The 12,929-nt window shown below is 70.9% G+C and carries 12 protein-coding genes and 1 pseudogene; 6 read left to right on the top strand and 7 right to left on the bottom strand.

The genetic code is table 11. The annotated features are described in order from the left end of the window. Positions 1 to 13: 13 nt before the first annotated feature. A complete protein-coding gene (locus KALB_RS29055) occupies positions 14 to 1,345 on the bottom strand; it encodes an amidase family protein (protein WP_025359199.1) in 1,332 nt (443 codons plus the stop codon). Positions 1,346 to 1,386: 41 nt separating this feature from the next. Further along, complete coding sequence (locus KALB_RS29060; protein ID WP_025359200.1) at positions 1,387 to 2,343, bottom strand: LysR family transcriptional regulator; 957 nt, start codon at positions 2,341 to 2,343, stop codon at positions 1,387 to 1,389. Between the two features lie 275 nt (positions 2,344 to 2,618). On the opposite strand from KALB_RS29060, the gene KALB_RS29065 reads away from it, so the two are divergent. Genes KALB_RS29065 through KALB_RS49505 form a run of 3 tightly spaced genes read left to right on the top strand, consistent with a single transcriptional unit; the run spans position 2,619 to position 3,906 of the window. Then, entirely contained in the window at positions 2,619 to 2,921 is a 303-nt protein-coding gene (locus KALB_RS29065) for an ArsR/SmtB family transcription factor (protein WP_236650050.1), read from the top strand. After that, a complete protein-coding gene (locus KALB_RS29070; protein ID WP_236650051.1) occupies positions 2,918 to 3,172 on the top strand; it encodes a hypothetical protein in 255 nt (84 codons plus the stop codon). Before KALB_RS29065 ends, KALB_RS29070 begins: the two co-directional genes overlap by 4 nt. After that, entirely contained in the window at positions 3,169 to 3,906 is a 738-nt protein-coding gene (locus tag KALB_RS49505; RefSeq protein ID WP_025359203.1) for a sensor domain-containing protein, read from the top strand. Before KALB_RS29070 ends, KALB_RS49505 begins: the two co-directional genes overlap by 4 nt. Before the next feature lie 101 nt (positions 3,907 to 4,007). Here the strand turns inward: KALB_RS49505 and KALB_RS50320 are convergent. The 4 genes and pseudogenes from KALB_RS50320 to KALB_RS29090 all read right to left on the bottom strand — a co-directional run. After that, positions 4,008 to 5,024 (bottom strand): annotated as a pseudogene (locus KALB_RS50320) (HNH endonuclease signature motif containing protein); the annotation flags it as partial. Positions 5,025 to 6,144: 1,120 nt separating this feature from the next. Continuing rightward, positions 6,145 to 7,500 carry an aspartate aminotransferase family protein gene (locus tag KALB_RS29080; protein WP_025359204.1) on the bottom strand — a complete coding sequence of 452 codons (1,356 nt, stop codon included), beginning with the start codon at positions 7,498 to 7,500 and terminating at the stop codon, positions 6,145 to 6,147. 81 nt (positions 7,501 to 7,581) lie between these two features. Continuing rightward, entirely contained in the window at positions 7,582 to 8,109 is a 528-nt protein-coding gene (locus KALB_RS29085) for a carboxymuconolactone decarboxylase family protein (RefSeq protein ID WP_025359205.1), read from the bottom strand. 32 nt (positions 8,110 to 8,141) lie between these two features. After that, positions 8,142 to 9,080 (bottom strand): LysR family transcriptional regulator, encoded by a 939-nt coding sequence (locus KALB_RS29090; RefSeq protein ID WP_025359206.1) that lies wholly within the window; start codon positions 9,078 to 9,080, stop codon positions 8,142 to 8,144. Between the two features lie 117 nt (positions 9,081 to 9,197). Here KALB_RS29090 and KALB_RS29095 point away from each other — a divergent pair, with 117 nt between their 5' ends. From KALB_RS29095 to KALB_RS29105, 3 genes are all read left to right on the top strand, one after another. Next, complete coding sequence (locus KALB_RS29095; RefSeq protein ID WP_025359207.1) at positions 9,198 to 10,553, top strand: DHA2 family efflux MFS transporter permease subunit; 1,356 nt, start codon at positions 9,198 to 9,200, stop codon at positions 10,551 to 10,553. Between the two features lie 156 nt (positions 10,554 to 10,709). Beyond that, positions 10,710 to 11,351, top strand: coding sequence for a hypothetical protein (locus KALB_RS29100; RefSeq protein WP_025359208.1), 642 nt, complete (start codon positions 10,710 to 10,712; stop codon positions 11,349 to 11,351). Further along, entirely contained in the window at positions 11,348 to 12,037 is a 690-nt protein-coding gene (locus KALB_RS29105) for a fibronectin type III domain-containing protein (RefSeq protein ID WP_148309706.1), read from the top strand. The genes KALB_RS29100 and KALB_RS29105 overlap by 4 nt, the downstream gene beginning before the upstream one ends. Here the strand turns inward: KALB_RS29105 and KALB_RS29110 are convergent, their stop codons facing one another. Beyond that, positions 12,038 to 12,877, bottom strand: a complete 840-nt coding sequence (locus KALB_RS29110) for a hypothetical protein (protein ID WP_148309707.1) — start codon at positions 12,875 to 12,877, stop codon at positions 12,038 to 12,040. Positions 12,878 to 12,929: the final 52 nt, after the last annotated feature.

Genomic DNA, 12,929 nt, shown 5'->3' on the forward strand with positions numbered 1-12,929 from the left:
CTCCTTGGCGTGGTCAGGGCAGGAAACGCGGCGCGGGCAGCACGCCGACCGCCGCCGCGGCGAGTGCGGCGGGCAGCAACCCGGCCAGCGTGGCCGGGCCGAACACCGACATGCCCACCGGCAGGTCGCCGTGGCAGCCGACCGGCACCGAGACGACCGGGTACCCGGCCAGCGCCGCGGGGGTCGAACTCGAACTGGGGAACGGATCGCCCACCTCGTGGTCGATCGGCCAGGCGGGCGGGTTGGACGGCGCGAGCACCGCGTCCACACCGTGCTCGCGCAGCACGGTGTCGATCACCTGCCGCGCGGCGGCCCGTGCCAGGACCCCGGCCCGCACCGCGGCCAGTCGCTCGCGCTCGTCAATGTCCGCGCACTGCTCGAACAGGTCCTGCTCGAACAGCGCGAGCTCCACGGGATCGGTGCGGTTGAACCTGATCAGCTCGCGCAGGGTGCCCGGGTTGCCCGGCCGCCGCGCGAGGTAGTCCTCCAGCGCGGGCCGGAACTCCGCGAACAGCGCGCGCAACCCGTCGGCCCGCAACGACCTGGGCAGCTCCAGCCGCACCGGCACGACCTCGTTGCCCGCGGCCCGCAACCGGTCGGCCGCCGACGCGACGAGCTCGACGGATTCCTCCGGCATACCGGACGGGTGCCAGCAGCCGAACCTGATCGGGCCCGGCTCGGCAGGCGGCCACTGCCCGCCGCTGAGCACAGCCACTGCCGACAGCGCGTCCCGCACGTGCGCGGCGAACACCCCGACGCTGTCCTGCGCCGGGGAGACCGGGCAGATCCCGTTTCCCGGCAACAGACCTGGCTCCGGCTTGCACCCGACCACCCCGCAGGCGCCCGCGGGACCGACGATCGAGCCGTCGGTCTCGGTGCCCAGCGCCAGCGGGGCCATGCCCGCGGCCACGGCGGCGGCCGACCCGGAGGAGGACCCCCACGGACTGTGGGACAGCACGTGCGGGTTGCGGGTCTGACCGCCCGCCCCGGACCAGCCCTCGGTGACCACGGCGGCGCGGAAGTTCGCCCACTCCGACAGGTTCGTCTTGCCCAGCAGCACGGCGCCTGCCGCGCGCAGCGCCCGCACCACCCCGGCATCGCGCACCGGCGGGGCCGTCAGCAGGCGGGAACCACAGCTGCCGCCCAGCCCCTCGGTGTCGATGTTGTCCTTGACCAGCACCGGGATGCCGTCCAGCGGACTCAACCGCCGCCCGGCGGCACGACGCCGGTCCGCGGCCTCGGCCTGGGCCCGCGCGGTCGGGTCCACCGCGAGCACCGCGTTGACCGCCGGGTCGAGCTCGGCGATGCGCGCCAGGCAGCGGTCGGTCAGGTCGGCGCTCTCCATGCCGCCAGCGTCCCCCGGGGCGCTGACAGCACGCTGACACCTCAGCCCGGCTCGGCGAATCCCTCCAGTTGCGGGAACTCACCGGGATGTTCCCGCGCCCAGGACACCAGCCCCGGCACCGTCCTCGCGTAGTCCGCGTAGTAGCTCCGCAGCGCCGCGGTCAGCGTGCGCACGGTCTCCTCCTCTACCGCACCTGGCCGCCAGACCAGCTTCAACTCGCTGTGCAGCGGCTCGTCGATTGTCACCAGCCCGGCGCCGCGGCTCCAGCCGCTGGGCGTGACCAGCGTGGCCGTTCCCGCGTCCCGCACCCAGATCATCGCCTCGGCGTGCCCCGCCACCTCGTGCAGCACCTCGGGTTCGAACCCGCCGCCCGCGGTCAGCCAGCGCTCGACCTCGTGCACCCAGTGCTCCGGCACGTGCCGTACCCAGGGCAGTTCGGTCAACTCAGCGTAGTGCGCCCGGCTCTGGCCGCTCACCGGTGATTCCTGGGGCACCGCAACCCAGATCGGCTCGGTCACCACGACCTCCGTGGCCAGCCCCGCGTCCATGCCCAGTGCGGGCACCTCCGCCGGTCCGGACACCAGCACCAGGTCGAGCTGCCCGCCGATGACCTCGGCCAGTGCCGCCGCGCTGGTCAGCGTCACCGTGCGGACCTCGCGGCCGGGCATGCTGCCCTGCACCGCCGCGGGCAGCGTGGTCGGCGTCCACTCGGCCACGCCGAAGCGCAGCGTCGCCGCCTCGGAGGTGGCCTCGGCCAGCACCGCGTCCGCCTTGGCCACCAGTTCCGCCAACATGGGCACCAGCCGCCTGCCCAGCCTGGTCGGGGTGATGCCCGTGCTGGAGCGAATGAACAGCTCTCCCCCGGTCACCTGCTCGATCCGCCGCAACTGCGCCGTCAGGCTCGGCTGTGGCAGCTTCAGCCGGGCCGCCGCCTTGGAGATGCTTCCGGCCTCGGCGAGGGTCACCACCACCCTGGCGTGCCTGATCTCCAACTGCATGTCAGCAGCCCGGCACGCAGTGCCGTTTCCGACCGGTTCTGGACACGTCTGTGAATCGCATGATCCCAGCCCCCCTGCTGCATCGCATGCACAGATCTGTTGCGCCCTCAACTACGAAGGTGTGAACGAGGCTACCAGCTCGGCCGGAACATTCCGGCGGACCTGGTGAAACTGGGGCGTGCCCGCTTGACCGCCTCAGTCTTTCATATGTAAATTCAAACCTTCAGGACCCGCGAACCGAGGGAGATCCTCTGACCAGCGAGGAACTGCTGGAGTTGCTCGCGGCGGTGGGCCACACCCAGCGACTGCGGATCATCGGCGAGCTGGCCGAGGGGCGTGTGCACGTCAGCGAGCTGGCCCGTCGGCTGGAACTGTCCCGGCCACTGCTGTACATGCACCTGGGGCGCCTGGAGAAAGCCGGTCTGGTCACCGGTACGCTCGAACTCTCGCCGGACGGCAAAGCGATGAAGTACTTCGAACTCATGCCATTCGAACTCGTGATCAACCTCGATGTCGTGCTCGGGGCGCTGCGCGAGGACGAGGATGGCGTGGCTGGTGGGAAGCAGACGAGAACATGAAGGAGATCGACCTCCCGATGACCGGGGCCATCATCACCATCGCCGTCGTGCTGATCGTCATTGGCGGGATCTCGGCCAGCCTGGTCGCCTACTTCCGGTTGCAGCGGCACCGGGCCGACGCCGTCGCCATGGCCAGCTACCGCAAGCTGGCCGAGGAGGCCGTGGCCAACCAGCAGGCCCTGCGCGCCGAACTCAGCGAGGTGAACGCCCGGCTCAGCGCTGTCGAATCGCTGCTGCGGAGCGTCGGGTGATCCTGCGGCACCGCCGCAGTCCGCTGACGCTGCCGTTCTCGGCCGCCCCGTGGATTGCCTGCGGTTACCTGCTGAGCTACCTCGTGCTCGACACCGCGCTGTTCGCCGTTGTCGCCACCGTCGTGCTCGTCTGCTGGGCCCTGAGCCTGCTTTCGCTCGGCGTGCCCCTGCTCATCGGCGCCGCCCTCGTCGTGCGCGGCTGTGCCGAGGTCGAACGCCACCGCACCCGGCTGTTCGGCCAGCGCATCGACAGCTCCTACCTGCCCTCCCCCGAACACGGCCTGCTCGCCATGATCAAGGCCCGGTGGACCGATCCCGCCGTGCTCCGCGACTGCGCCTACCTCGGCCTGCTGTACCTGCCGCTCGCCCTGCTCGACCTCGCCGCCCTCGTGCTGTGGCTCGCCTGTGTCGCCGGGGTGACCCTGCCCCTGTGGTTCTGGCTGTCCGCCCCCACCTGGTACAACGGCCACCTCGAACACGGCGTGAAACTCGGCTATTTCCCCAGCGGCCCCGAGGGCCGTGGCGGCATCGGCGTGTTCGTCGGCGATCTGCCCACCGCCCTGCTCATGGCCGCCTGCTTCCTCCTGCTCTCCCTGCTCGGCGCCCTCGCCGTGGTTTCCGTCGCCCGCCTGCACTCCCACCTCGCCGAGCGCCTGCTCTCCCCGTACCGCGATCCGCTCGCCGAGGCCAAGGCCGTGCTCGCCGCCCCCGGCCCACTGGGCACCTTGCCCTGACTGCCCGCTCTTCGTCCTCGCCTGAGGAACGCGGGCGCCGTGAATTCCGGCTGTCCGTTGACCATTCGCACCGTCCAGCCGCTGTGGTGGACCAGTCTGTGGTGCATTCCGCACAGCAGCACCAGATTGGCCAGCGCCGTGTCTCCGCCATTCGCCCAGTGGACGATGTGGTGCGCGTGGCAGGTGCTGGGTCGTCTTCTGCATCCGGGGAACGCGCAGTGTTTGTCGCGGAGGACCAGTGCTCGTCGAAGGTGGGGCGGCACGGTGTAGGTGATGCGGCCCACGTCGAGTGGTTCGGAGTTGCTGCCCAGTACTGCTGGGAGGACTTTCGCGTCGCAGGCCAGTCGGCGGATCGCTGATGGGGCGAGTTCGGCGGTTCCGAGCCCGTTCTGGAGTGTTGTCAGCGGAACTGTCACCGCGATGTGCGGGCGTTCTCCGCCTTCAGTGGGGGTGGTGCTGGTCTCCAGTAGTTCCGCGAACGCATCCCCTTGCCGTTCGGGCAGGGGGCGGGTGTCGCCTGCGCCGTGTGGTTTCGCCAGCGGGCTGAGCACGGCCCCCAGCAGGGCGCCGGTCTCCGCGTCCAAGCACCCCTGGAACCGCACTGACCCGTCCCGCCGCGTGTCGTAACGGAATTCTCGTCGGGGATGGGCGAGCTCGTCCTCACCCGGTAGCGCCCCGTCGGGATCCAGCCGGTTGACGATCTCCCGGCCCAGCGGCACCAGGCAGGACGCGTCCAGCGACTGGGCCGCCGCTGCCAGGAACTCGACAGCCTGCTCCCGGTCGGCCGTACCGACGTGTGGCGGCAACTCCCGCAGCACCCGGTTGATCACCGAAAGTTGTTCAGGCTCAAGCGGAACCGGCACCGAAACAGCCGAGTGGACAATCCTCTGCTTCGCCTCCCGCTTACTGACAAGCAGAACACTCCGCAGCAGTTCACTCAAGCTCGGATACCCCACCCGCTCCGCCACACCCCGCGCACCCGCCTCCGCAACCAACCCCAACACCCGCGCATACGCTTGCCGCAGAACCACCTCCGCGTCCTGCAACTCACCCAACAGCTCCGCGTCCCCCAACCGCCACAACCCTGCGGCAGGCCGAGCCTCCACGAATGCTGTCATACCAACAATTCTACCCCCCAATCCACCCCAAAACCGTTGCCCACCAATGCCTACCCATGTGGGTGACCACACCCAAAACCCAACCCGAGCCAGTCGACGAAACTGCCCACCGGAGCCCGGGACTCACCCTCCCCACAACGGGACTCACGCTCTAGTCAGCGGGACTCCCCCGCCCCAGACCGGGACTCGCGCTCCCCACAACGGGACACGCGCTCCGGTCAGCGGGCCACGCCCACCGGAGCCCCGGACTCACCCACCCCAGACCGGGACTCGCGCCCCTCAGCCCGGGACTCGCGCTCCGGTCAGCGGGACACGCCGCCCACAGCCGCCAACACGCCACCCCACACCCGCCAACACACCGCACCGCAACACCGAACACGCGGCACCCCAACGTCCGACACACCACCCCGCAACCGCCAATACGCCGCCCCGGTACACCGAACACACCATCCCGCAACCGCCAACACACCACCCCGGAACACCGAACACGCGACACCCCAACGTCCAACACACCGCACCCCAACCACCAACACACCACCCCGCAACGTCCGACACACCGCCCCGCAACGCCCGACACGCACCACAATCCCCGCCTACCGCGCACCCGCACACCCCCACCAACCCGGGGTTGGTTTTGTGCGGGTAGCGGCGGCCTTACGCTCGTCGGCGAATCGGGGCATCCCTCCATGCCCCGGAAACCCCGATTACGGCCGCCGCGAGGGACCCGCACCAAACCAACCCCACACCCCCAACCCCGACACACCTCGCCAATCCCCAACCGCACAGCCGGACCTGCACCTCACAAGGCAGAACCCACCCCCTCCAAAGCGGGACCCGCACCCCGCACACCGGGACTCACCCTCCCCAGAGCGGGACTCGCCTACCCGAGACCGGGACTCGCTCTTCCTAGCCCGGGACTCGCCCACCCGCGACCGGGACTCGCGCCTCACACAGCCGGACTCACGACACACACCGGAACACGCCGCCCCCAACCGCCAACACACCACCCCCGAACGTCCAACACACCACCCCAGAACACCGAACACGCCGCCCCCAACCCCCAACACACCACCCCGCACCGTCCGACACGCACCGCACCGCACCGCACCGCCGCAGGCCCCTACGCGAACCGCTTCGACACCGCTTCCACGGCGGCACCGAACAGTTCCAGTGCATGGTGTGCCGTTGCCTCGTCCAGGTTGAGCGGGGGCAGCATGCGCACCACGCAGTCCGCACGGCCGCCGATCTCCACGATCAGGCCACGGGCCAGTGCCTCCTGCTGCGTGGCGCTGGCCGCCTCCGGCCAGGGGCTGCCGTCGGCGTGGCTGAACTCCACACCGAGCATCAGCCCGAGCGAGCGCACCTCGGAGATCAGCTGCGGCAGTCGTGCGGCCAGCTCGTCGAGGCCGCGTCTGAGCTGGGTCGACCGCGCGGACACGGTCTCCAGCAGGCCGTCCCGCCTGGCGATGCGGAGGTAGGCCGTGCCGGAGGCGAAGGCGAGCTGGTTGCCGCGGAAGGTGCCGGTGTGCGCGCCGGGCCGCCAGCTGTCGAGCCGCTCGTGGTAGACCACGACGGCGGTGGGCATGCCGGAGCCGGACAGCATCTTGGACAGCACCAGCACATCCGGCTCGATCTCGTAGTGCTCGAAGGCGAACCAGCGACCGGTCCGACCGCAACCGGTCTGCACCTCGTCCACGATCAGGGGGATGTCCAGCCGCGCGGTGACCTCGCGCACCCGGCGCACGAACTCCTGCGGTGCGACCACGACCCCGCCTTCGCCCTGCACGAGTTCGAGCAGCACCGCGGCGGGCCTGGCCAACCCCGTGTGGCTGCCGGTGAGCACCCGTTCCAGGTAGGCGGCGCAGTTGGTGTCACAGGACTCCGGGCGCAGGCCGAGCGGGCAGCGGTGGCAGTAGGCGAAGGGCAGGAAGTGCACGCCCGGTGAGCTGGCGCGCAGCGAGCCCTCCGAGGAGGCCGCCAGCGAACCCGCCGTCATACCGTGGAAACCGCCGTGGAAGGCCACGACCTCACTGCGGCCGGTTGCCGTGCGGCACAGCTTGAGCGCCGCCTCGACGGCGTTGGTGCCGGTGGGCCCGCTGAAGTGCACCCTCGCCGTGGACCGCATGGCCTCGGGCAGGGTGCTCAGCAAGGCCGTGGTGAACTCGTCCTTCACCGCCGTGGGGAAGTCCAGCCCGTGCGCGAGTTCAGCCGCCTGGTGCTGCACCACGCCGATCAGCTCGGGGTGGGAGTGCCCCAGCGGCAGCACCCCGGCCCCGTTGAGGAAGTCGATGAAGACGTTGCCGTCGGCGTCCTCGACGTAGCTGCCGCTGCCCCGGCGCAGCGCGATCGGCAGGCGGCGCGGGTAGGACCGCGCGGCGGACTCGCGATCAGCTTGCCTGGCCAGCAGTTCCGCGCTGCGCGGTCCCGGGAGCGGGGTCCGCACCCCGTGCAGTGCGGGCATGGACTCGATGGTCACGGCGTCCTCCGTCCAGGTGTCACCTGGATCCAGGTTCACCCTGGCGGCTGACATCCAGCTGACAGCGCCCTGACCGGCGCCTCACCCGCCGGGTCGGAGGACCTCCCGGGCAATGGCCAGTGCGTTGAGCGCGGCGGGGAACCCGGCGTAGACCGCCGTGTGCAGGATGACCTCCACGGCCGCGCGTTCACCGCCGGAGTCGCGCAGCCGCAGGAGGTGTTCGCGCAGTTCCGGACCCACGCCGCCGCGAGCCGTGCTGGCGGCGACCAGCACGAGCAGCCGACTCCGCTCATCGAGGGCGCCGACTTCTCCCGCGGTTCCCGCGGCCTCCCGGAGTTCCTGCTCGGTGCAGCCCAGGTTGCGGGCGGCGGTGTGGTGGAAGTCGAGCTGGGCCTGGGCGTATCCCAGGGTGCTCAACGCGGCGACCGTGACGAGTTGCCTGTGCCGCAAGGACAAGTCGGGCCGCTGGTAGACGCCGCCGTACACGAAGGCGACGGCCTCAGCGCCGAAGTCCGCCGCGCCGACGCCCTCGAACAGCTCCAGCACGGCTGGGCGTGCCACCCCGCCGAGTCGCTGGAGCAGCTCCACTCCCCTGTCGTAGTCGGCCATGCGTCCCGCTCCTCCCCTGCCCAGTACCGAAGTCAACCACGGCGGTGCGGGTCCTCGGTGGGCAGCCAGTAGCCCGCCATGTCCGGCGGCCCGTGCCAGCGCGCGACCTCGCCGATCTGGCGCAGGCTCTCCACGACGTGCCGGACCGAGTCGCGGGTGTCGTCCGCGCGGTGCAGCAGGGACCAGGTCCACAGCGGAGTGGGCCCGGTGACCGGCCGGGACGCCAGGCCGGGCGGAACCGGCGCCGGGTGCTGCTTGGGCGAGCGCAGCACGGGGGCACGCAACCGCGCCACGTGGTCGTGGAACGCGCGCCCGGCGATGCCCCCGTTGGCGACCCGCACCTGGCGGGCCCCGGTGCAGCGCACGAAGTCCTCGGCGAACCGGTTCCAGGAGGCCCAGGAGGTCTCGTCCTCGTCGACCAGCGCGACCACCTGGTCGGCGGGCACCTGCTTCTCGCGCGCCAGCCGGTGCCCGGCGGGCAGCAAGGCGGTCAGCGGCTCGCAGCGCAGCAGGTGGGCGACCAGTCCGTTGTTCCGCACCTCGGGGCGCAGGGCCCAGGCCACGGCCAGGTCCAGGCTGCCGTCGGCGACCCGCTCGACCTGGGTGTGCGAGGGCAGCACCCACTCGTCCACGCGCAGTTCCACGGCCGGGGCCACCAGCGCGGCCACCTCGGGCGGCAGCCAGCTCACGTAGCCCAGCCGCAGCACGTCCGCGCCCGAGCCCTGGACCCGGTTGACCGCGCTCTCGACCAGGGACAGGATCTGCCTGGCGTCGGCCAGCAGCCGGGCCCCGGCCGGGGTCAGCTCCACGTGGCGGCGGTCCCTGATCAGCAGCTGCGCGCCCAGGTCCCGCTCCAGCGCCTTGACCTGCTGGGACAGCGAGGGCCCGCTGATCCTCAGCCGGGCGGCGGCCCGCCCGTAGTTCAGTTCCTCGGCCACCGCCACGAAGTACCTGAGCCGCCTGAGCTCCACCCGGCGACTTTACCGCCGCTGACCTGCGGTGGGAGTCTGCGCCTACCAGTGCTAGGCGGCCGGTCGTGGACCGGGTGCCCGGCCACCGGCTTGGCTGGACCGGTGGAAGATCATCTCGTGCTGGCACCCGTCACCCGCCCCGGCCTCGCGCTGACCGCGATCTGCCTGGGCTTCCTGATGATCACGTTGGACGCCACCATCGTGAACGTCGCACTGCCCGCCATCCGGTCCGATCTCGGCGGCACGCTGGAGGGCCTGCAATGGGTGGTCGACTCGTACACCATCGCGCTGGCCGCCCTGCTGCTGACGGCAGGCGCGGGCTCGGACCAGGCCGGTGCCCGCCGTGCGTTCCAGCTCGGGCTCGTGGTGTTCGCGCTGTCCTCGGCGGCCTGCGCGCTCGCCCCCGGCCAGGCGGTGCTGGTGGCCGCCCGCGCCGTGCAGGGTGTCGGCGCCGCGGTACTGCTACCCGCCTCGCTGGCGCTGATCGTGCACCAGTTCCCTGACGCGCGGCGGCGTGCGCACGCCCTGGGCATCTGGGGCGGCATGAGCGGTCTCGGGTTGGCCGCTGGGCCGGTACTCGGCGGGTTCGCCGTGGACCTCGTGGGCTGGCGCACGATCTTCCTGGTCAACCTGCCCGTGACGGTACTGGCAGTGCTGCTGACCCGCTGGACCGTCGCGGAGGCGCCCCGCCAGCGCCAGGTCGGCGTGGACCTCGCGGGGCAGCTGCTCAGCGTGGCGGCACTGGGTTGTCTCGCGGCGGGCATGATCGAGGCCGGTCAGCGCGGCTGGACCAGTCCGGTCGTGCTCGGGCTGCTGGCGGTCGGTGTGTGCGCCGCCATCGGGTTCGTGCTCGTCGAGGCGAACGCCAGCGCGCCCATGCTGCCGCTCGGTGTCTTCCGCAACCGCGCGTTCAGCGCCGCGAGCGCGATCGGCTTCCTGTTCAACTTCTGCCTCTACGGCACGTTGTTCGTGCTCTCCCTGTACTTGCAGCAGTCCCTGCACCTGGTGCCCTGGGCCGCCGGTCTGGCGCTGCTGCCACTGACCCTCGCGGTCGGCACCAACGCGTTCCTCGCGGGCCGGGTCGTGGCGCGGTTGGGCACCCGCGCGCCCATGGTGGCCGGTGGCATCGCGGGCGCCCTCGGCTCGGCGGTACTCGCGACACTGGACGTGCACGGCCCGCTCGCCGTGCTGCTCGTGGGCTCGGTGCTGTTCGGGTGCTGCTCCCTGGCCATGCCCGCGATGACCGCCACGGCGATGAGCTCGCTCGGCCCGGCCCAGGCCGGTCTGGGCAGCGGGGTGCTCAACGCCGCGCGGCAGACCGGCGGCGCGCTGGGTGTGGCGCTGCTGGGCAGTCTGCTCGGCGGGGCCCAGGACCTGATCGCCCCGCGGGCCTCGATGGTGCTGGTCGCCCTCGCGTTCAGCGCGATCGTGCTGCTGGCCGTGGCCGGAACCCGGTCGCGTTCACGTTCCTGAACACTGTGCAGCCCGTTGACACGCGTCACCGGCGCTGCTTTCCTGTCAGGGCTGCTACTTGACCTTCGGCTCGCGGAGATCGATGGCACGACAGGGAATCGCCGCCCTCCCCTCGTGCGGACCTCCGCGGTGCCTGGCGGAAATGGAGCTCCTGCCGTGAAAATCCGCGTTCTCCCCGTACTGGTGGCCTGTGCCGCCCTGGTGGGCCTGGCCCCCTCGGCCTTCGCTGCGGGACCGGTCGAATCGGGCAACTGGACCGAGGACTCCCCGTCCTACGACGTGCAGACCTGCCAGGGCGGCAAGGTCAACGGCCTGACCTTCAGCCTGCCCTCGGCCAGCGCGTTCGACGCGTGCGGCAACGGCGCGCCGCGCGCGGAACGCCGCTACCGCAACTACTCCGGCGGCGGCACGAACTACTCCTCCGGGGTCCGGCAGTTCGGCGGCACCTTCACCATCAGCAGCATGGGCGGCAACCGGATCAGCCTGAAGCAGACCTTCAACGGGGACGACGGTCCGTACTTCATGCTGGCGGTGGAGAAGACCGGCCGCCTCTACAGCGTGGAGGGCGGTGGCACGATCAACAGCGGCATCGCCAAGGTCGGCACCGCCGTGCGGGTCAACACGGTGCACGACGTGCAGGCGCACACCCTGCGCGTGTACATCAACGGTTCGCTGGCCTACACCGACAACAACGCCCCGGGCGGCGCGTTCTACGACAAGATCGGCGCCTACAAGACCAGCTCCGGCTCGGGCAGCATCACCGTGAACTGGAGCGACGTCCACTTCTGGCGCAAGTGAGCGTTGTGCGGGCGAGGCTCGGGGCGGTCCTGCTCGTTCTGGGCCTCGCCGCCTGCACCGCGGACAGCGGGCTCACCGCGACCAGGACGGGCTCGACGGAGATCAGGCTGACCTGGCCCGCGGCGCCGGACACCGCACTGGGACAGGTGCTGGAGTACCGCAACCAGGCCGGGGGCGAGTTCACCGAACTGGCCTTCCTGCCCGCGAACGCCACCAGCTACACGCACAGCGAGCTCATCCCGCGGACGGACTTCTACTATCGGGTGCGCACCGTGTTCGGGCGGGAGTCGACCTCGGTGGCGGTGGCCCTGCCGACCGGCTCGGGACCGGCGGCGCCGGAGGGCGACTGGGCCGCCCCGCGCAGCAGACCGAGCTCGCCCGGGCCCCACAATTCCCTGCGCGACAAGGAGAACAGCGGCGCGGGCCCCACCGACCTGCACGCGGAGGCGGTGGGCACCGACGGGGTCCACCTGAGCTGGACCGACCACGCTCGGGACGAGGACGGCTACCTGCTGGAGGTGACCCCGGCCAACGGCTCGGCCGTGCGGGTGGCCGCCGTGCTCGGGCCGGGGGTCAACGAGGTCGGGGTCTACCCGCTGGAGCAGGAGCACACGGCCTCCTACCGGGTGGCGGCGTTCTACTATGGACAGACCTCGTCCGTCGCGCACGAGACGACCGGAGCGTGATCACCCGATCTGGATGTGTTGGAAGTCAACGGTGTTGACGAGCACGGCGAGCAGCAACGCGATGAGGATGGCGGTCGCGATGACTCTCCCGACAAAACTGAGCAGCCCTCGTACAACAGCGAGCCCGGCTTGGTTGCGGGCCGCGATCTGTTCCTCGGTCAGCCGGGAGGTGCCCGAGTACAGGCCGATGGCGGCGAGCACAAGACCGAAGAGGGTGATGAAGAACCCGGGCAGCGGGTAGACGGCGATCCAGCGCGTGGCGTCCAGTGCGGCCTGGCTTCCCCCGTTGAGGAACAGGAAGTGCCGCACGGTGTCCTGCTGTACGCCGTCCTCGGCGAAGGACCACCACGCGTACCTGACGAACGCGTAGATCGTGAAGAAGTTGAACAGCCTGGGCAGCAGGGAGACGAGGAAGTTGACCAAGCGGGTGCGCGGGCTCGGCTCCTGCGGGTTGACGATCAGCAGGAACAGGCCGGTCGCGAGCACCACGCCCGCCGCCCACTCGATGTTGGCGATCCCGCTGAGGGTCAGGGAATCGCCCTGGCCCTTGGCGGAGTCGCCGAAGTCGAAGCCGTTGGAGAAGGTGCTCCCCGCGTCGTAGATCGTGCCGTTGAGGGTGACCGAGCCACCGGGCGGGGTGAACTGCGTGATCACCCACGGCGTGGCGAGCCCAGCCAGGATGATCAGACCGCCCAGCACCATGTACCTGATCCGGTAGCTGCGGCGCATCCGGAACTTCCGGAACACCTGCCTTGGGTCCGCCCCTGCCTGGCCGAGCTGGTGTGCGACCAGCTCGCGCGGGGCGGTGAACAGATTGCGCAACCAATCGGTGAGTGCCACGGCGGCCCCCCTGCGTCGGATGTTGCCAGCCAACGCATCGCGGGGCCCTACG

The organism is Kutzneria viridogrisea DSM 43870 (assembly GCF_000525635.1).
In the GTDB taxonomy this organism is placed as follows: Bacteria; Actinomycetota; Actinomycetes; order Mycobacteriales; family Pseudonocardiaceae; genus Kutzneria; species Kutzneria viridogrisea.

Coding starts and splice junctions, on each gene's coding strand:
- KALB_RS29085 (WP_025359205.1), bottom strand. CDS start 8,109: ATGGCCGACTACGACAGGGGAGTGGAGCTGCTCCAGCGACTCGGCGGG.
- KALB_RS29070 (WP_236650051.1), top strand. CDS start 2,918: ATGAAGGAGATCGACCTCCCGATGACCGGGGCCATCATCACCATCGCC.
- KALB_RS29055 (WP_025359199.1), bottom strand. CDS start 1,345: ATGGAGAGCGCCGACCTGACCGACCGCTGCCTGGCGCGCATCGCCGAG.
- KALB_RS29060 (WP_025359200.1), bottom strand. CDS start 2,343: ATGCAGTTGGAGATCAGGCACGCCAGGGTGGTGGTGACCCTCGCCGAG.